Origin of the sequence: Leptospira mayottensis 200901116 (genome assembly GCF_000306675.2) — a bacterium.
Lineage (GTDB): Bacteria > Spirochaetota > Leptospiria > Leptospirales > Leptospiraceae > Leptospira > Leptospira mayottensis.
In genome coordinates, this window is sequence record NZ_CP024871.1 from 1,555,179 (window position 1) to 1,573,327 (window position 18,149).

General features: G+C 37.0%; 15 protein-coding genes. 13 read left to right on the plus strand and 2 right to left on the minus strand.

The features are described from left to right. Positions 1–234 precede the first annotated feature (234 nt). Together LEP1GSC190_RS06920 and LEP1GSC190_RS06930 are read right to left on the minus strand one after the other, a co-directional pair. A complete protein-coding gene (locus LEP1GSC190_RS06920; RefSeq protein ID WP_117344672.1) occupies positions 235–1,650 on the minus strand; it encodes an SBBP repeat beta-propeller lipoprotein, LipL53 family in 1,416 nt (471 codons plus the stop codon). Positions 1,651–1,863: 213 nt separating this feature from the next. Next, positions 1,864–3,279 carry an SBBP repeat beta-propeller lipoprotein, LipL53 family gene (locus LEP1GSC190_RS06930; RefSeq protein ID WP_117344671.1) on the minus strand — a complete coding sequence of 472 codons (1,416 nt, stop codon included), beginning with the start codon at positions 3,277–3,279 and terminating at the stop codon, positions 1,864–1,866. Between the two features lie 603 nt (positions 3,280–3,882). Here LEP1GSC190_RS06930 and LEP1GSC190_RS06935 point away from each other — a divergent pair. The 13 genes from LEP1GSC190_RS06935 (at position 3,883) to LEP1GSC190_RS06995 (ending at position 18,130) form a co-directional block, all read left to right on the plus strand. Then, entirely contained in the window at positions 3,883–4,203 is a 321-nt protein-coding gene (locus LEP1GSC190_RS06935) for a MarR family EPS-associated transcriptional regulator (protein WP_002764162.1), read from the plus strand. 4 nt (positions 4,204–4,207) lie between these two features. Continuing rightward, positions 4,208–5,191, plus strand: coding sequence for a GDP-L-fucose synthase family protein (locus tag LEP1GSC190_RS06940; RefSeq protein WP_004279997.1), 984 nt, complete (start codon positions 4,208–4,210; stop codon positions 5,189–5,191). A gap of 28 nt (positions 5,192–5,219) precedes the next feature. Continuing rightward, the gene (locus LEP1GSC190_RS06945; protein WP_004280069.1) at positions 5,220–6,305 is read left to right on the plus strand and encodes an iron-containing alcohol dehydrogenase family protein; all 1,086 of its coding nucleotides are present in this window, start codon (positions 5,220–5,222) and stop codon (positions 6,303–6,305) included. Between the two features lie 4 nt (positions 6,306–6,309). Next, positions 6,310–6,972 carry a glycosyltransferase family 2 protein gene (locus LEP1GSC190_RS06950; RefSeq protein WP_004280807.1) on the plus strand — a complete coding sequence of 221 codons (663 nt, stop codon included), beginning with the start codon at positions 6,310–6,312 and terminating at the stop codon, positions 6,970–6,972. A gap of 16 nt (positions 6,973–6,988) precedes the next feature. Then, complete coding sequence (locus tag LEP1GSC190_RS06955) at positions 6,989–8,053, plus strand: N-acetylneuraminate synthase family protein (protein ID WP_004280570.1); 1,065 nt, start codon at positions 6,989–6,991, stop codon at positions 8,051–8,053. Positions 8,054–8,057: 4 nt separating this feature from the next. Beyond that, positions 8,058–8,750: a cytidylyltransferase domain-containing protein gene (locus tag LEP1GSC190_RS06960; RefSeq protein ID WP_004280623.1), complete on the plus strand. Its 693-nt coding sequence runs from the start codon at positions 8,058–8,060 to the stop codon at positions 8,748–8,750. 29 nt (positions 8,751–8,779) lie between these two features. Continuing rightward, positions 8,780–9,394 carry a class I SAM-dependent methyltransferase gene (locus tag LEP1GSC190_RS06965; RefSeq protein WP_004280091.1) on the plus strand — a complete coding sequence of 205 codons (615 nt, stop codon included), beginning with the start codon at positions 8,780–8,782 and terminating at the stop codon, positions 9,392–9,394. A 14-nt stretch (positions 9,395–9,408) separates the two neighbouring features. Next, positions 9,409–11,208: a carbamoyltransferase C-terminal domain-containing protein gene (locus LEP1GSC190_RS06970; RefSeq protein ID WP_004280359.1), complete on the plus strand. Its 1,800-nt coding sequence runs from the start codon at positions 9,409–9,411 to the stop codon at positions 11,206–11,208. Positions 11,209–11,271: 63 nt separating this feature from the next. Further along, on the plus strand, positions 11,272–12,435 hold the full coding sequence (locus LEP1GSC190_RS06975) for a DegT/DnrJ/EryC1/StrS family aminotransferase (RefSeq protein WP_004280004.1): 1,164 nt from the start codon (positions 11,272–11,274) through the stop codon (positions 12,433–12,435). A gap of 2 nt (positions 12,436–12,437) precedes the next feature. Continuing rightward, positions 12,438–14,189 carry a carbamoyltransferase family protein gene (locus LEP1GSC190_RS06980; RefSeq protein ID WP_004280066.1) on the plus strand — a complete coding sequence of 584 codons (1,752 nt, stop codon included), beginning with the start codon at positions 12,438–12,440 and terminating at the stop codon, positions 14,187–14,189. Then, positions 14,137–15,855 carry a cytidylyltransferase domain-containing protein gene (locus LEP1GSC190_RS06985; RefSeq protein ID WP_004280553.1) on the plus strand — a complete coding sequence of 573 codons (1,719 nt, stop codon included), beginning with the start codon at positions 14,137–14,139 and terminating at the stop codon, positions 15,853–15,855. Before LEP1GSC190_RS06980 ends, LEP1GSC190_RS06985 begins: the two co-directional genes overlap by 53 nt. Further along, positions 15,843–17,096: a DegT/DnrJ/EryC1/StrS family aminotransferase gene (locus LEP1GSC190_RS06990; RefSeq protein WP_004280727.1), complete on the plus strand. Its 1,254-nt coding sequence runs from the start codon at positions 15,843–15,845 to the stop codon at positions 17,094–17,096. Before LEP1GSC190_RS06985 ends, LEP1GSC190_RS06990 begins: the two co-directional genes overlap by 13 nt. Beyond that, positions 17,093–18,130 (plus strand): hypothetical protein, encoded by a 1,038-nt coding sequence (locus LEP1GSC190_RS06995; protein WP_004280062.1) that lies wholly within the window; start codon positions 17,093–17,095, stop codon positions 18,128–18,130. The genes LEP1GSC190_RS06990 and LEP1GSC190_RS06995 overlap by 4 nt, the downstream gene beginning before the upstream one ends. Positions 18,131–18,149 lie beyond the last annotated feature (19 nt).

An 18,149-nucleotide genomic window follows, 5' to 3' on the forward strand; every position in this document is an offset into this window, starting at 1 on the left:
TAAAAAAGTAGGAAGGCGAGTTTGTAGGAATTTCCTTATTCTTGTAGTGGGTAAAGTTCTAACCGCTAAGCTGTGCGGTAATTTACCGCTGTTTTTGTTTTTATTCATTCAGAGATTATTTTTTATCCAATTTAAGTGTGTAGGTAAAACTGGTTTTCTTAAGGTTTTTAGAGCGACTCTTGGCAGAGGAGATTGATTTCAGAGGGGCGGTAGCTTTCTAAGAAGAAAAAATGATCATTTATATTTTACGATAAACGCATCGGTATTTCCATATATAGGAGCCCCGTTGATTCCTCGGTTTGTATTTCCAATAATGTAGAGATTCCTTTTTGAATCAAGTCCGAGCTCATTTCCGGAAATGATTGCACCGGGGACGCCAATTCGCTCTATCCATTTGCTTTGTCCGGATGAATTGTGCTTTGTAAGAAAGGCATCGATAGTTCCTAAAGAATTATCCCCTCCGTCTAAGATATTTCCATTGGTGACACCAATTGTAAAAATGTTTCCGTTTTTGTCTGTAATGATCGAATTGATTCTGGTATGTTTTGCTAAACTACTGGTTGGGCCGAATTGGCGGATCCATTGTAATGTACCGCGCGAATCGTATTTGGCTATGGTTCCGAGTTCATTTCTTCCGCCTAATGTTGTTTCGAATCGACCATTGCTTGATCCGCCTATCAATATATTTCCAAATGGATCTGTGGTTATGGAAGCATAATTAAAGAACTTGCCGGCAGAACCGAGTTGAGCGAAAAATTGATCGTTGCCATTGCTATTGTATTTTAAAATAAAAATGTCCTCGTCTCCGATACTGGGGAGTGTATTTGTCTCATAGTTTGCATCTCCGATACCGGTTATATAAATATCGCCTGTAGTTTGATCGAAGGCAATTCCTTTCGGAAAACTTTGCGCTCTATCGACTCCAATTTGTTGGACCCAATCCTCGTCTCCATTGTTTTTAAACTTAATGATAAATCCGTTTGATCCTGTCAGAGGACCTCCAAAAGGTCCGGTCGATCTTCCAGTTATATAAGTGTTTCCAACCGAATCTAACGTCATTTTTTGAGGCATAACTTCATGATTTGCAATCCCCTTTTGTCTAGACCAGATTTGATTTCCGTTGGAATCGAATTTGATTAGAAACATATCTTCTATTCCCGTAAGTGCTCCCGGATAATTCCCGTTTGTATTGCCGATTATATACACGTTATCGTTCATATCGACTGCAATATCGTTCACCTCCAAAGTTGTGTTTGCGTTTCCAATTTGTTTTGTCCAGATTGGATTCATTTGAGAATCATACTTTCCAAGGATAATATCCTGGATTCCAGTGGCCGCCGCATTATAAACACCTTGGTCCGTATCTCCCGTGATATAGATAAAACCTTTTTCGTCCACGGTTAGGCTTCTACCGTAAGTTGTCGAGTTAGGCGCTCCGATTGAGAGTGTACGTTCTAATTCAAATGTTTTGGAATCTTCGAGTTCGGATTCGGAAAAAACGTTATCGGTTGCTTCCGTTTCAATTCTTACGATTCCTCGAACTAAAAATTGAATCCACGAGTCGTTTGCTTCTGGAGCTGCCACGCCTATTATCTTAGCCGGAGTGCAGGCTTGAAGGAGTATAAAAAGAAAAATACAAATGCGATTCATGATATTCCCCCAATTCCCAAACGTTATTTTCGGTTAAAACCTTCGAGGTTTTTTGAGATAGAAATTTTTCAGGGCATAGGATGTTTTCCCCTATATGGGTAGAATCTGTTTGGTGTTTCTTAAGAAACGAATCGCCTTTTTGGAGAAATTTTTGCCAGAGGAAACTGATTTTTCAGAGGACTCCGTTTGGTGGTAACTAAGAAGAAAAAATGATCATTTATATTTTACGATAAACGCATCGGTATTTCCATATATAGGAGCCCCGTTGATTCCTCGGTTTGTATTTCCAATAACGTAGAGATTCCTTTTTGAATCAAGTCCGAGCCCATTTCCGGAAATGGTTGCATCGGGGACGCCAATCCGTTCCATCCATTGAATTCGTCCGGATGAATTGTGTTTTGTAATAAATGCGTCTTGAATTCCTGAAGAATTATCTCTTCCATTTAAGATATTTCCATTTGTATAACCCGTAGTAAAAATATTTCCATATATATCGGTTATGATAGAATGGATCACCGCTTGTTTTGGAGGAGCGCTATCGGGACCGAATTGTTGAACCCATTGTAAGGCGCCGAATGAATTATATTTTGCTATGGTTCCAAGCCAACTCGTTCCGGTTGATTTATCTTTAAAACGACCGTTACTCGTTCCACCTACAAAAATATTTCCGGATAAATCCACAGTTATGGATTTACCATGAAAGGATTTTTCAAAGAAACCTAATTGAGCGAAAAATTGACGATTACCGTTATTGTCATATTTAAGGATAAAAAGGTCATCAATTCCGATTCCCGATGCGGTATTTTTTTCATAATCTGCGTTCCCAGAACCGGTGATATAAATGTCACTTGTGGTTTTGTTAATTGCCAACCCTTCCGGAAAACTCCTTGCATTAGGGATTGCGATTTGTTGGACCCAATCCTCGTCTCCGTTGTTTTTAAACTTAATGATAAATCCGTTTGATCCTGTCAGAGGACCTCCAAAAGGTCCGGTCGATTTTCCAGTTATATAAGTGTTTCCAACCGAATCTAACGTCATTTTTTGAGGCATAACTTCATAATTTGCAATCCCCTTTTGTCTAGACCAGATTTGGTCTCCGTTGGAATCGAATTTGATTAGAAACATGTCTTTTTTACCCGTAAGTGCTCCCGGATAATTCCTGTTTGTATTGCCGGTTATATACACGTTATCGTTCATATCGACTGCAATATCGCTCACATCCAAAGTTGTGTTTGCGTTTCCAATTTGTTTCGTCCAGATCGGATTCATTTGAGAATCATACTTTCCAAGAATAATATCCCGGATTCCAGTGGCCGCCGCATTGTAAACACCTTGGTCCGTATCTCCCGTGATATAGATAAAACCTTTTTCGTCTACGATTAGGCTTCTACTGTAAGTTGTCGAGTTAGGCGCTCCGATTGAGAGTGTACGTTCTAATTCAAATGTTTTGGAATCTTCGAGTTCGGATTCGGAAAAAACGTTATCGGTTGCTTCCGTTTCAATTCTTACGATTCCTCGAACTAAAAATTGAATCCACGAGTCGTTTGCTTCTGGAGCTGCCACGCCTATTATCTTAGCCGGAGTACAGGCTTGAAGGAGTATAAAAAGGAAAATACAAATGCGATTCATGATACTTTTCTCAATTTCCAAAGGTTATTTTCGACGAAAACCTTCGAGACTTTTTGAGACTGAAATTTTTCAGGGCATAGGATGTTTTCCCCTATATGGGGAATCTATTAACGTGAGTTAACAAATGCGAAAGCGATTATTATTCTGTGATCCGCAGAGAACAGCACTTTAGTTTCAGCTCGCGAGCCATTGTAGTTATGAAAATTACGAGCGATTCGCCCAAACTTTTTTATATCGAATTCACATTAACGTTATTTGGCGTTTCTTAAAAACAAATCACCTTTCAATGAGACATCCCAGCAGTTCTATCGTTTACTTTTGGTGCTTTTCCTACCGCTTTCTCATTTCATGGCATTGGCCTCCGTTTGTAAATTGAGAAGGGAAGTTGTTCTTTTTAAGAGTGATTCGATTGAGGTTTGTCTGGAAATCGGAAAGATGCAAACTTGAGGTCTGTTCAACAGTTGAACAAAATTTCTTGACAGGATTCCTTTGCGTTTTTTTATGAATCAGGATTTTCCAATTCTGGGACTGACCCGGCGAAGCTATACTCGGAGCTTCCGTTAGAGTTCCTTTTTCCGAATCTCCTTCTTTTTGGGGTTCCCTATGGATGATGCACTGAGACACAAACTTCTGAGAATCCTGGAAGAAAATCCCGAAGTCAATCAAAGAGAAATTTCCGAGATTTTAGGAATCAGTTTAGGTAAGGTAAACTATTGTCTGAAGGCTTTGATGGACAAGGGTTGGATCAAGGCAAAAAACTTTAAAAACAGTAATAACAAATTTGCTTATGCGTATTTTTTAACCCCGATGGGAATCGAAGAGAAAGCCCGTATTACGGTTCGTTATCTGAAGATGAAAATACAGGAATACGAACAAATCCAAAAAGAAATCGAGGAGTTAAAGAAGGAAGTCGGGGAAGAATAAGGCGATGGAAAAAGATGCAAGAATTTACATTGCTGGTCATAAGGGGCTTGTTGGTTCTGCTATCGAGCGAGTTTTGAGAAAAGAAGGTTACGGGAATATTATTGGGAAATCTCACGCGGAATTGGAGCTTACCGAGCAACCGAAAGTGAATGAATTCTTTGAAACCCAGAAACCTGAATATGTTTTCCTTGCCGCCGCAAAAGTAGGTGGAATTCACGCGAACAATACTTACCCGGCGGAATTCATTTTTTCTAATCTTCAAATTCAGAATAATATCATAGACGCTTGTTATCGATTTAAGGTTAAGAAGCTCGTTTTCTTGGGTTCTTCCTGTATTTATCCGAAGTTCTCTAAACAGCCGATGGATGAAGGTCAATTGCTGGACGGTAAACTGGAACCGACTAACGAACCCTATGCGATCGCAAAGATTGCAGGAATCGTAATGTGCCAGAGTTACAATCGTCAATACGGCACGAATTTTATTTCCGTTATGCCGACCAATCTGTACGGTCCAGGCGACAATTATCATCCCGAGAATTCTCACGTTCTCCCAGCTTTGATTCGTAGATTCTACGAAGCTAAAATTAAGGATCTTCCTGAAGTGGTCGTATGGGGAACGGGAAAACCCTTAAGGGAATTCTTATATTCGGATGATATGGCTCGAGCTTGTGTTTTTTTAATGGAGAATTATGACGTTACCGGAGATGCGAAGGGCGGGGAACATGTGAATGTAGGCAGTGGCATTGAGGTAAGCATTCGAGAATTGGCTGAAACGGTGAAAGAAGTAGTGGGTTATCAAGGACTTCTGACTTTCGATCTTACGAAACCGGATGGAACTCCTCGTAAACTTTTAGACGTTTCGAAACTTCATAAGATGGGTTGGAAACATCAAGTGGAGTTAAAAGAGGGGATTCGGTTAGCGTTTGAGGATTTTGTGGAAAATAAATGCTCTAAAATAGATTTTACCGTATCGTTTGATTTTATTTAATTTTTAAAAGAGGCTTAGTTTTTAGAATATGTCAATAGATCTTCCTAACTCAAAAAATGTCCTACGATATGTTTTCGGGGATGGCGCTTTGAAATCCCTAAATAAAATTTTAAAACCAAGAAGAGAGAAAAATACAAATGCAGTTTTCTTTATCGATATCTATTTTAAAAATAAAAATATAGTTTCTTCGCTGCCATTAGAGAAAGAAGATTTAGTTTTTTATTATGATTCTGCTCATGAGCCGAAGACGGATTACATTGATGAATTGAGAGATCAGATTTTATCTTCTATTGTAGAACCTTGTGCTATTATTGGTTTAGGTGGCGGATGCACATTAGATGTTGCTAAGGCGGTATCGAATCTCATTCCAAATGGGGGCAGATCAGAAGATTATCAAGGTTGGGATTTATTAAAAAAACCAGGGATTTTTAAAGTTGGAATTCCTACTTTATCTGGTACGGGAGCGGAAGCTTCTCGGACTTGTGTCCTCATGAATTTGAAAAAAAATCTTAAACTTGGGATGAATAGCGAATTTACTATTTATGATCAGCTCATTTTGGATCCTGAGTTAACTGCTACTGTTCCAAGAGACCAGTATTTTTATACAGGGATGGATACTTATATTCATTGTATAGAGTCTTTAAATGGAAGCTATCGTCATCCTGTCGGAGATGCATTTTCTCGAGAAGCGTTGGAGCTCTGTAGAGAGGTTTTTCTCTCCGATGATATGATGTCGGGCGAAAATAGAAAAAAACTTATGGTCGCTTCTTATTTAGGTGGTTGCGCGATTGCGAACAGCTACGTTGGGGTGGTTCATCCTTTCTCAGCCGGGCTAAGTGTAGTATTAGGAACTCATCATTGTATTTCCAATTGTATAGTTATGAATCAAATGAGTGAGTTTTATCCAAAAGAAACGGATGAATTTCACTTTATGATGGATAAGCAAAAAATCAACCTTCCGAAAGGAATTTGTTCTTCATTAGATGACTCTCAGATTGAAAGGTTGCATTTGTCTACTGTAATTCATGAAAAACCATTAACAAATGCGTTGGGAAGTGATTTTAAAAGCATTCTCAATCAAGAAAAAACTAGATCGATCTTTTCCTCGTTTTGAAATGATGAAAAAAGCACCAACCGTTTCCGTTATCGTCGCTGCATTTAATCAAGAGAAGTATATTGGAAGATGTATTCGCTCTCTATTGAATCAAAATTTTCCAAAAGAAGATTATGAAATTATTATAATCAATGATGGAAGTACGGATAAGACGAAATATGCCCTTGAAATTTTTGGCAAAGAAATAAAAGTAATTGAAAACGAGAGTAATAAGGGTTTGCCAGCATCTTTAAATCTTGGAATCAGATCTGCGTTAGGACAGTTTATCGTTAGGGTCGATGCCGATGATTATGTGAATTCAGATTATGTTAGTATTCTTCATAAATTTCTATCTTATAATCCAAATTTCGACGCGGTTGCTTGTGATTATTATTTGGTTGACGATCATGAAGATTTTTTGTCCCGAAAAAATTGTATGATGGATCCAATTGGCTGTGGAATTATGTTTCGAATTGAACAGCTGATTGATATTGGATTGTATGACGACGGATTTCTTTCTCATGAAGATAAAGACTTGAGAATTCGTTTTGAAAAGAAATATTCAATACACAGAGTTGAGCTCCCTCTTTATCGGTATAGAAGACATGATTCAAATATGACGAATGACTTTGAATTGATGGACGAGCGAATGAAAAGTTTAAGGGAAAAACATAAAGATCAGCCTTGATCTTTGGGTGCATTGTATGCCACAACCGATTCAATTAGGAAATAAAATTATTACTGGTTTTTTCGATCCTTATGTGATCGCTGAGATAGGGGTCAATCATGAAGGATCGATCGATATAGCGAAACGATTGATTGACGAAGCCAAGGAAGGTGGTGCGGACGGAGCAAAATTTCAAACTTATAAAGCGGAGACGTTAGCATCTAAGAATTCACCATCCTATTGGGATAGAACTCAAGAGTCCACCGCTAGTCAATTTGAATTATTTAAAAAATATGATTCTTTCGGTTGGAAAGAGTATGAAATTCTCGCCAAACATTGCCAATCGGTCGGGATTGATTTTCTTTCTACCCCTTTCGATCTGGAGGCGGTGGAACATTTGGCTCCTCAAATGCCTTTTATGAAAGTCGCTTCGGCGGATATAACTTCTGTTCCTTTATTAAGAAGCGTTGCTAAATATTCTAAACCAGTAATTTTATCAACTGGTAGTTCGACTATTCCAGAGATTGATTTTGCAATGAGAGAGTTGCATATAAATGGAGCAAACGAGATTATTCTTTTGCATTGTATATTAAATTATCCTACTAAACCTGAAAATGCAAATTTGGGTATGATCCAGGACTTACAAAGAATATTTCCGCATCATTGGATTGGATATTCAGATCACACTCCTCCAGATCTTGAGATGAAATCTTTGATAACCGCGACCTTGTTTGGTTCCGTCGTTTTAGAAAAACATTTTACTCATGACAAAACTCTCCCTGGAAATGATCATTATCATGCGATGGATAAGGAAGATCTTAAAAGATTCAAAAGAAAACTTAAGGAATTTGAATCTTTAATCGGTAGTAGCAAAAAAGCACCGCTTCAATCTGAAGAGCTGAGCCGGAAAAACGCAAGAAGATCTATTGTCCTTTCTAAAAATCTTTCGAAAGGTAGTAAAATCAAAGAACAAGATATAACTTTTAAAAGGCCTGCACATGGGATTAGCCCTATTTTTTGGGATGATGTAATTGGAAGAGTGGTCAATAAAGATCTTTTAGAAGACCATATCTTAAATTGGGAAGATTTGGTTCAACTTTAGGAAAATGGGTTCGTCAACACTTGCCATAGTTCAAGCAAGGATGGGTTCTACAAGACTTCCGGGGAAAATGTTATTAAAACTTGGAAAATTCACTATTTTAGAATGGGTCCTTCGGCGTCTCAAGAAATCAAAACAATTAACTGAAATCATATTAGCGACAAGTAATCTATCGATTGATGATTCTCTGGAAGTTGCCGCCAAAAGTCTTGGTGTAACAGTCTTTCGTGGATCTGAAACAGACGTGTTGGGTCGATTTGTATTGGCTGGTAAAAAGTCGATCTCAAAAAATATCGTGAGAGTTTGCGCAGATAATCCGTTTTTGGATTTCAAAGTTATCGACAACTTAATTGAGGGATTTACTAACGAAGACTACGATTACGGTTTTAATCATATTCCTTGGGGTGAAAATTCTTTTATTGATGGGGTCGGTGTAGAGATTTTAAGAAAAAGATTGTTAGAAGAGATCGATGAACTTGCAAAATTGCCAGAAGAAAGAGAACACGTGACCCGTTTTATCTGGAATCACTGGGATCGTTATCGGATTTATTCTCCGATTGCCGATGAAAAATTTCGTTTTCCGGAACTTTCATTAGATGTTGATACGAAAGAAGATTATGAACTGTTTCGGATGCATCTTGAGGATTACTCAGGATTTCCTGAAGACTATGAAGTTGAAGAATTAATTTCAAAATTGTGATATGACAATACTTGAAGGAGTCTTGGAAAATGGATTACCATGATTATGTAATAAAAGATGGGGAGTTCGTCGGAAAGTTTGAAGAAATGTATTCTTCATGTGACGACCCGTGGTATCAAACAAAAGATGAAAATGTTCTTGGCTGTACTTCTAAATTAGTTTCTGCCTCTTATATATTGAAATTCGGTATTAAAGAAATCATCGAATTTGGTTGTGGACTTGGTTTTTATACTTCTTTTCTTCGAGATTTTACTGGAGCAAAGGTGGCCGGAGTTGATATTTCTGAAACTGCCATACGAAAAGCGAAAAAATATTTTCTTAATATGGATTTTTTTTGTGATGATATTGAGCGTCTTGGAAAATATTCAGAGTATAAGAATATTATGTTTTCAGAGTTAACTTGGTATATATTAGAAGATAATAAATTACTTTATGCTTTTGAGAATATTGCTAAACATTTTAAAGGTGGTTATTTTATTCATAACCTGCAATTTTACGAAAAAGGTCAAAAATATGGTACAGATTTTTTTACTAATTTGGCAGGATTTATCAAATTGTGCCCATTTGAACTGATTTCTTTTTCTGAGACCAGATATCCTGGTTCTGAGAATATAGAAACTAGCTGCATATTTAAAATAGATTGATTGGACGTTTTTAAATGAAAATTTTAGGGTTATCTTTAGGTGAGTTGAGTACAGCTGCATTGATGATTGACGGTCATATCGTCGCCTGTGTCAGCGAGGAAAGGTTTACACGAAAAAAAAATGACGAAGTATTACCTGAAAAATCAATTCGTTATGTTTTAGAGACAGGTGGAATTGCAGCGTCCGATTTAGATCGTGTTGTGATTGCTGGAACCGAGTTGAATGTTTCGACTCATATTATGAGAACTTATAGCTCTTGGAAAATTTCAGATTATATCCGTTCAATGGACGATTATTGGTATCCTAAATTATACAAAAAGAAGGACGTAGATTTTTACAAAGTATTTAAAGATAAAATTGACTTAAATCAAACACCTGGGCCGGAAAAATGGAAAAAACTTTTAAAGAATATAAAGGGGTATTATTCAAGTAAAGATTGGCCTCACTATAAGGTTTTCTTGCACGATTATTTTTATTCTATCCTCGGTAGAACGGACATTCCAATTGTTCACCTAGATCATCATACATGTCATGCTGCGTATGCGTATTGGGGATCAATTTGTAGAGGGGAGGATGTACTCACGTTAACCGCAGATGCATATGGGGACGGGCTTTCTTCTACAATTTCTGTCATTAAAAAAGATGGTGGATTGAAAAGAGTTCATGAACTTGGTTCTAATGAATTTACCTTGGCCCGTCTTTATCGATATGTAACTCTAATTTTAGGTATGAAACCTAATGAGCACGAATATAAAGTAATGGGGTTAGCGCCGTATGCTAAAGAAGAAATATTAAAAAAACCTTATGAAATTTTTTCATCTACAATGCAAGTAAATGGTTTATCAATGGTTTACAAAAATAAACCAAAAGATTACTATTATTGGTTTAGGGAACGATTGAATGGGAGTCGTTTTGATGGAATTGCTGGCGGACTACAAAAATACACTGAAGAAATCGTATTAAAGTACATCTCAAATGCTCTAAAATCCAAGAAAAAAACAAAACTCGCGTATTCTGGCGGTGTTTCCATGAATATTAAAACCAACATGCTACTTCATGAAGAGAGTGTGTTAAAAGAGCTTTATGTCCCCGGATCAGGAGGGGATGAGTCTCTGGCTATCGGTGCTTGCTATGCGTATATGGATCAAGAAATTGGAAGTCGAGAACTTACTCCACTTGCGAATTTATATCTTGGTCCTGATATGGATCTTAAAGAAGAAGCAACGGTTGTTTCGGAGGCGAGGAAACAATTTTTTGTCAAAGAATATAATCCAACTCTCGCTGCTCAAATGTTGTCAAAAGGTTTTGCTTTTGGAAGGGCAGTAGGTCGGGGAGAATTTGGTGCCAGATCGCTTGGAAATCGGGCAATTTTGGCTGATCCGAGAAACTTTGATACAATTGGTGTTATCAATGAGAAGATCAAGAATCGAGATTTTTGGATGCCATTTGCCCCTTCCGTTTTACGTGAAGACTTAAATGAATATACTGTAAACCCGAAAAATATTGATTCTCCTTTTATGTCGATAGGCTTTCGAACCACGGCTAAAGGAAAAGAAGCTTTGCGGGCTGCCACTCATCCTTCAGATGCTACGGTGCGGCCGAATACGGTGACTGAAAAATCAAATCGAGAATATTATATTTTAATTAATGAGTTTAAGAAGATAACCGGAGTTGGTGGATTGCTGAATACCTCTTTTAATTTACATGGAGAACCAATTGTAAATGGTTCTAAAGATGCTTATCGTGTTTTTTTAAAAAGTGGTTTGGATGCGATCATTCTTCCAAATTGGATTATCTCTAAAAAGGAATTTTAAAGATCAATTCTAATTGATTTCGTCGCGGTCAAAAATCTCGATTGAGCAAATAGGAAAATAAATATGCCCGGATTTGAACTAATAGGAAATGAAGAGTTTGGAGAATTGGAAGATTTATTTCAAAGGAGTAAAATACTTTTTCGGCATGGATTTGACGGGATTCGGAATGGGATTTTTAAGGTAAGAGAATTTGAACTTGCTTTTGCGAAACATTTCGGGTTTCAGGATGCCCTAGCGGTTACTTCCGGAACCGCAGCTTTGAAAGTAGCGATGAAAGCCGCTAATATTAAACCTGGGGATGAAGTAATCACCCAGTCTTTTACATTCTTAGCAACTGTGGAAGCGATTGTAGAGGCAGGTGCTACTCCAATCATTTGTGAGATAGATGAATCTCTCAATATGGATCCGATTACTCTTGAAAAATTGATCACTCAAAAAACTAAGATGATTATTCCGGTGCATATGTTAGGGGTCCCCGCAAGGATGGATCAAATTCTCGCGATTGCCCGAAAGCATAATATTTTAGTCATGGAAGATACTGCTTGGGGATGTGGCGGAAAATTCCAGGGCTCATATCTCGGAACTTTAGGAGATATTGGTAGTTTTAGTTTTGATTTTGCAAAGATCATAACTACTGGCGAAGGTGGAATGATACTAGCAAAGGATCAGAGTTTATTGGAAAGAGCTAAAGCGTATCATGATCATGGACATGAAAATAACCCAAGGTTACCTCGCTGGGAAGACTCTAGAAGTAGTTCGGGTTTTAACTATCGAATGACAGAAATGCAGGGAGCCGTTGGTCTTGCTCAACTTAAAAAGTTGGGTGAAATCGTGAAGTTGCAAAGAGCTAATTTAGAGAAAATTAAATCAGTTGTATCTCAATATGAGGGCATTCGTTTTAGAGATGTTCCCGAGTCCGGTGAAGAAACTGCTGACGCTTTGGTCTTTTTTACAAAAACTCCAAAATTGGCACGTGCTTTTCGGTTAGCGATGCTTGAGGAAGGTCTTGGTACTAAAATACTCCCCGAAGCTATTTCTTGGCATTTTGCTGGAACTTGGAATCATATTCCCGAACTTGTTCGTCAATATCCTAATTTGTTCGAAGCTTTTCCACGCTCTTTAGAGTTATTGGATAGAAGCGTAGCCATCCCAATTCAAGTAAAGATGCAAGATCAAGTCTTGGATAAAGTGGATTCTGCCATGATTAAGGTGTTTAAAGGTAATTAAGAATGAAGATATTAGGTATTAATGCATTTGGACATGATACGTCAGCTGCTCTCGTTATCGATGGGAAATTGATTGCGGCGGTAGAAGAGGAACGGTTGAATCGAGAAAAAAGTACTCGCGCCTTCCCTCATCTATCGATAGAGTATTGCTTAAAAGAAGCGAATATTAAATTTGAAGATGTCGACTATATTACTTATGCGTATCAGCCATATCTTTGGCTAACTCATCGATTTTTGTATCATCAATTGCGCTTTTTTCCTCAGGCTTTAGGAGAGCTTAAGTATGTGAAGCGTATGATTTCAAAGTTTATGTTTTTGAAATCCAATATTCAGAAAGAATTAAAAACGAATAAGCCAATTATATTATTGAAGCATCACGATGCACATATGGGAAGTACATTTCTTGTTTCTCCGTTTGAAGAGGCAGCTATCTTGACATTAGATGGATTGGGTGAATATGAGACTAGTGTACAAGCTGTCGGTAAAGGAACGTCGATCAAAAGATTGGATCATATTCTTTTTCCAAATTCACTTGGATCAATGTATGCTTGTATCTCACATTTTGTTGGATATACAGCGGAATTGGACGAGGGGAAAGTTATGGGGCTTGCGGCATATGGAGATGCTTCGGAATACTATAATGATTTTAAGAAGCTCGTTAAACTAAAGAAAGATGGAACCTTTCAATTAGATTTGTCTTATTTTGAATATTATAAAAAAAGAGATACCTGGGTAAGCGATAAATTTTATAAAGTTTTTGGCCCTCGGCGTGCCAAAAATGAGGAAATGACATCACGTTATATTAATGTAGCAGCAGCAGCTCAAAAGGTTTTGGAAGATACGGTATTGCATATTTCTGAATCGTTGTATAATAGAACCAAAATGAAGGCGATCTGTCTGGCTGGTGGGGTCGCTCTGAATAGCGTTGCAAATGGGAGGATCGTTGAACAAGGTTTGTTTAAGGATATTTTTATTCAACCTGCGAGTGGAGATAACGGCCTTCCTATCGGTGCGGCTTTTTACGTATATAATACTCTGAAGAAACAAAAAAGAGTGTTTGTGGAAAGAGATACCTATTTGGGTCCAAAGTATCCAGACCAAGATATTATCAGTGCTTTAAAGAAATATAATTTACCTGTTTATAAATCAGATTCCGTTGCTAAAGAAACTGCGGCGATGTTGACAAATAAAAATGTGATTGGGTTGTATCAAGGACGAATGGAATTTGGTCCTAGGGCTTTAGGAAATCGAAGTATTATTGCAGATCCCCGATTTGAAGATATGAAGGACATTGTAAATGAAAAAGTAAAGTTTAGAGAAGCTTACCGCCCATTTGCACCGGCTATTTTAGCGGATCATTGCAAGGATTATTTTGAAAATGATTATACTTCTCCTTATATGCTACTTGTTTACAAAGCAAAGCCGTTTGCTAAAGATAAAATTCCTGCAGTTGTCCATCAAGACGGAACGGGAAGGGTGCAGACGGTAGAAAAGGAAATTAATCCAAGGTATTATAATATTATTGAAGAGTTTTATAGAATTACTAATGTTCCGGTAATTATGAATACATCGTTCAATATCAAAGATGAGCCGATCGTGTGTAATCCTGAAGATGCTGTGCGTTGTTTTTTGGGAACCAATATTGATGCGTTAGTATTGGAAGATTATATTGTAAAAAAGACTGATATCGATATGAGTAAATATGGTAACCAAGAAGATTATCGCCACAATAGAGGCCAGGCTAGCAAGCACTAGATTACCCGGAAAAGTTTTATTACCTTTAGGTGGGAAACCTGTTCTTCAATTTTTGGTCGAAAGACTCAAACGTTCGAAGTTTATAGATGAAATCATAATTGCGACCTCTTCTAATATTGAAAATGATGCAATTGAAAGTCTGACTAAGGAGATCGGGATTTATTGTTTTCGTGGAAGTGAAGACGATGTTTTGAGTCGTGTGATAGGAGCAGCAGATTCTAGGAAAGCTGATATTATCGTTCAATTGACGGGAGATTGTCCCTTGATGGACCCTGAGTTGATTGATGAATGCGTGAGTAAATATTTAGATGGTGGTTATGATTACGTCGCAAACGAATTAGTGCGGACTTATCCGATTGGAATGGATGTTGCTGTTTTTTCCTTATCCTTGTTAAAAGAAACATATCTGGAAAAGGATCTTACGGAGATGGACAAAGAGCATGTGACTACTTATATAGTGGAACGACCGATTCGTTATAAATTACTGAATGTCCGAGCAGATAAAGAACAGGATCGTCCGGACCTTCAACTGACTTTAGATACGAAAGAAGATTACTCTACATTGAGTTCTATTGTTGATTCTTTATACACGAAAAAAAGCGATTTTAATCTAAGAGATATAATTCAATTTTTAGATCAGCACAAAGAGGTTTCTGCAATCAATTCAGAGATCAAAAGAAAAAAGAAAGATATTCGTAAGTTAAGTGTTGGTCTCATTGGTCTTGGAAAAATAGCAAGCGATTATGATTCTGGTATCGACGGTATTGAGATCAATAGTCATACAAAAGCGTTTCTTAAAAATGAGTTTGCGGAAATCTCGGTAGTTGCAGATCAAGATATATCAAAAATTCAAAATTTTAAAATAAAATGGGGCTTAGAGCCGATATCTTTTGTTGATTTAGATTCGTTTTGGGCCTCTGAAATAAACCTAGATCTACTATCCATTTGTTCCAATACCGCTTCGCACTTTGAAATACTGAAAAAAGCGATGGAGAGAAATATTCCTTATATTTTGTGTGAAAAGCCAATCACCGATAAAGAAGACGAACTCGATGAAGTTGCTGCACTTTCTAAAAAATCGAACTCTAAAATCATTGTGAATCATATCCTTCGCTGGGAGCCAGGGATTTATGCGATTAAAGAAAAGTTAAGAAATGAGAAAATTCAAAAAGTAGTAGTTTTTTATGCTAAGGGCTTTCTACATAACGGGATTCATGTAGTGGATTTATCTTTATATTTGTTTGGAAGTCCGAATAAGATAATAAAAAGAAAAGAGCATATTGATGGATTGGGCTACTTAAATTTTGATTTTGATTTGGTATATGATAGCTTTGAAATTTCTTTTTTTGCTTTGGATGAAGAAAAATTTAGTATTTTTGAATATTCTATTTATACGGATCTGAGTAAATTTGTTATAGATGAGTTAACTTCAAAAATAAAATATTTTTCGATTATAGAACATCCGAATATTGAAGGGTATCATTATATTGGTTCCAAAGCAGAAGAAATTGAGTGTTTGCAATTTCAAAGTATGAAAAACGTCATCGATGATGTGATTCTCGGAATTAGAACTGGCGATGAATCTTATTTTAAATCGGATTTAAAGACCACATTATCTACAATGAATATTTTATTCGATATTATGAGGACTCCATGTCAAAACTAGTTTATAGAGGTGGATCACCCGCGTTTTCTGGAAAGCTTATCGATTATAATCCAATCGGTAGAGAAGAGAAAGATGCCGCTATAGCTGTGCTTGAGTCCGGTAAGTTATCAGGCTTTGTTGCAACTGGTGACCATCGATTTTATGGCGGTGAGAAAGTTCAAGAGTTCGAATCTATTTTCTCAAAGAAAATCGGTACTAAGTATGGAATTTCTTTTAACTCAGCCACCTCTGGCTTGGTTGCTGCAATTGGAGCTTTGAGATTGAATGTAGGAGATGAGGTTATTGTACCTGCACAAACTATGTCAGCTTCGGCTGCCTGTGCTCTTGCATATTCTGCAATTCCGGTATTTGCAGACGTTGAGAAAGAAACATATGGATTAGATCCGAATTCAGTTCGCCAGAGGATTTCTGAAAAAACAAAAGCAATTGTAGTCGTTCATTTATACGGGCATCCCGCTAAAATGGAAGAGATTTTAGCAATTGCTAATGAATATAACTTAAAAATTATTGAAGACTGTTCTCAAGCTCCCCTTGCTTACTATCATAGCAAGAATGTAGGAACTTTTGGAGATATCGGTATTTTTAGCTTAAATTTTCATAAGCATATTAACTGTGGTGAAGGTGGTATTGCGGTTACTAATTATGAAGAATTAAAAGAAAGACTTTGTTTGATTCGAAATCACGGAGAGGTGAAAGGTTTCTCAGGTGACTTATCTCATACTATTGGATGGAATTTTCGTTTAACGGAACTTCAGGCGGCTATTGCTGTCGAACAAACGAAAAAGATGGATTTTTTGATTGGTATTAAACAAAAACAAGCAGCTAAATTAAGCAATCTTTTATCCCGATTTAAATGGATTAGAACCCCAGTTGTGGAAAAAGATTGTTCCCACGTATACTATGATTATCCGATGCAATTTCAATTATCCGGTAGTGGAATAAATCTCAATCTTTTGAGAGAAGTAACAGCTTTAGAAAATCTTCCGATTACTGATTCGTATAAGCCATTGTATTGGCAATCTTTGTATCAAAACAAAATATGTTACGGAAAGGATCACTTTCCATTTGAGTTATTGTCTAAAAAGAATGAAAACAATTATCAAAAGGGAAGTTGTATCAATGCAGAAAAACTATACCTACACGAATGTCTTACTTTCGAAATATGCTCCTATGATCTAAATGATTCTGTATTGGAATGTTTTCCAATTATGTTTGAGAAAATAGAAAAAGAATTCTTTTGAAGGCTCTGATCACATTCAATCATCCTGGAGGTAAAAATGTAGTTCTTCCAGTAGCAATGTATCTGTTACGCGAAAATTCTGATCTAGAATTAGACTTTGTGATAACGAGTAATTTGAAAGAATTGGAAAAAGACTTTCAAACTCGAACTAAGGAGTTTCTATTTTCAGAGGTCGTAAATTCTGAAGAGCTGCAGATTCTTAATTGGAATCAATATAAATTTATTTTGGCTGGAACGAGTATATCTGGGAATCTTGAGAAAGTGATCATTCAGGAAGCGCGAAAAAATAAAATTAGATCTTATTCAATTGTAGATCATTGGTGTAATTATCGCATTCGCTATGAAGAAATAGAGAATACTTTGGATTCGATGCCAGATTTAATTTTTACTCCTGATGATTTAGCAAAACATGAGATGACGGATCTGGGATTTGATCCAAGTCGATTAATAACTTCCGGCCATCCTGGTTTGGGCCAAATCGGTGCGCATGCAAATCCGACTTCTGATTCAGTAAAAGAGAAAATCTTGAGTAAATTAGAGATTCCTCCGGACTGGAAGTTTGCGGTTTTCATTTCGGAGCCGATTTCTCAGGATGAAAATAGCGATTCGTTGTTAGACGAAAAGAAAGTTCTTTCTGATTTTATTGCTTCGAATCTGAACTGGCTTGAAGAGAATAAGATTAAATTGTTCATTAAGTTGCATCCGAGAGAGGATGCAGATAAATACAATTTTCTCCCGATCCCTACGATTCCGAAAGAGATGGATAGGTTCGAAGTCGTTCAATCTGCTTTTTTTGTTTTAGGAATTGATTCGATGTTATTGCTCGAATCCTCTCTATTAGAAGTGCCTACATATAGTCTTTCAGTCGTTGCAGGTGGAAAATTGTCCATTGGCGAACGCTTGGGTTGGGTGAAGAGCTTTTCTCAAAGAGAAAGGGATTTAATTTTAACTACTAATATAAGTCATTTGAATAAAGATTATCTACGCCATAGGGATTCCTTTTTAACAATTTCTTCAATACTTCAGCTTTCATGATAATGAGTGTTAAATAGAT

Excerpts from the sequence above, each read along its gene's own strand:
- LEP1GSC190_RS06920 (WP_117344672.1), bottom strand. The coding sequence starts at position 1,650 with ATGAATCGCATTTGTATTTTTCTTTTTATACTCCTTCAAGCCTGCACT.
- LEP1GSC190_RS06930 (WP_117344671.1), bottom strand. The coding sequence starts at position 3,279 with ATGAATCGCATTTGTATTTTCCTTTTTATACTCCTTCAAGCCTGTACT.
- LEP1GSC190_RS06935 (WP_002764162.1), top strand. The coding sequence starts at position 3,883 with ATGGATGATGCACTGAGACACAAACTTCTGAGAATCCTGGAAGAAAAT.
- LEP1GSC190_RS06940 (WP_004279997.1), top strand. The coding sequence starts at position 4,208 with ATGGAAAAAGATGCAAGAATTTACATTGCTGGTCATAAGGGGCTTGTT.
- LEP1GSC190_RS06945 (WP_004280069.1), top strand. The coding sequence starts at position 5,220 with ATGTCAATAGATCTTCCTAACTCAAAAAATGTCCTACGATATGTTTTC.
- LEP1GSC190_RS06950 (WP_004280807.1), top strand. The coding sequence starts at position 6,310 with ATGAAAAAAGCACCAACCGTTTCCGTTATCGTCGCTGCATTTAATCAA.
- LEP1GSC190_RS06955 (WP_004280570.1), top strand. The coding sequence starts at position 6,989 with ATGCCACAACCGATTCAATTAGGAAATAAAATTATTACTGGTTTTTTC.
- LEP1GSC190_RS06960 (WP_004280623.1), top strand. The coding sequence starts at position 8,058 with ATGGGTTCGTCAACACTTGCCATAGTTCAAGCAAGGATGGGTTCTACA.
- LEP1GSC190_RS06965 (WP_004280091.1), top strand. The coding sequence starts at position 8,780 with ATGGATTACCATGATTATGTAATAAAAGATGGGGAGTTCGTCGGAAAG.
- LEP1GSC190_RS06970 (WP_004280359.1), top strand. The coding sequence starts at position 9,409 with ATGAAAATTTTAGGGTTATCTTTAGGTGAGTTGAGTACAGCTGCATTG.
- LEP1GSC190_RS06975 (WP_004280004.1), top strand. The coding sequence starts at position 11,272 with ATGCCCGGATTTGAACTAATAGGAAATGAAGAGTTTGGAGAATTGGAA.
- LEP1GSC190_RS06980 (WP_004280066.1), top strand. The coding sequence starts at position 12,438 with ATGAAGATATTAGGTATTAATGCATTTGGACATGATACGTCAGCTGCT.
- LEP1GSC190_RS06985 (WP_004280553.1), top strand. The coding sequence starts at position 14,137 with ATGGTAACCAAGAAGATTATCGCCACAATAGAGGCCAGGCTAGCAAGC.
- LEP1GSC190_RS06990 (WP_004280727.1), top strand. The coding sequence starts at position 15,843 with ATGTCAAAACTAGTTTATAGAGGTGGATCACCCGCGTTTTCTGGAAAG.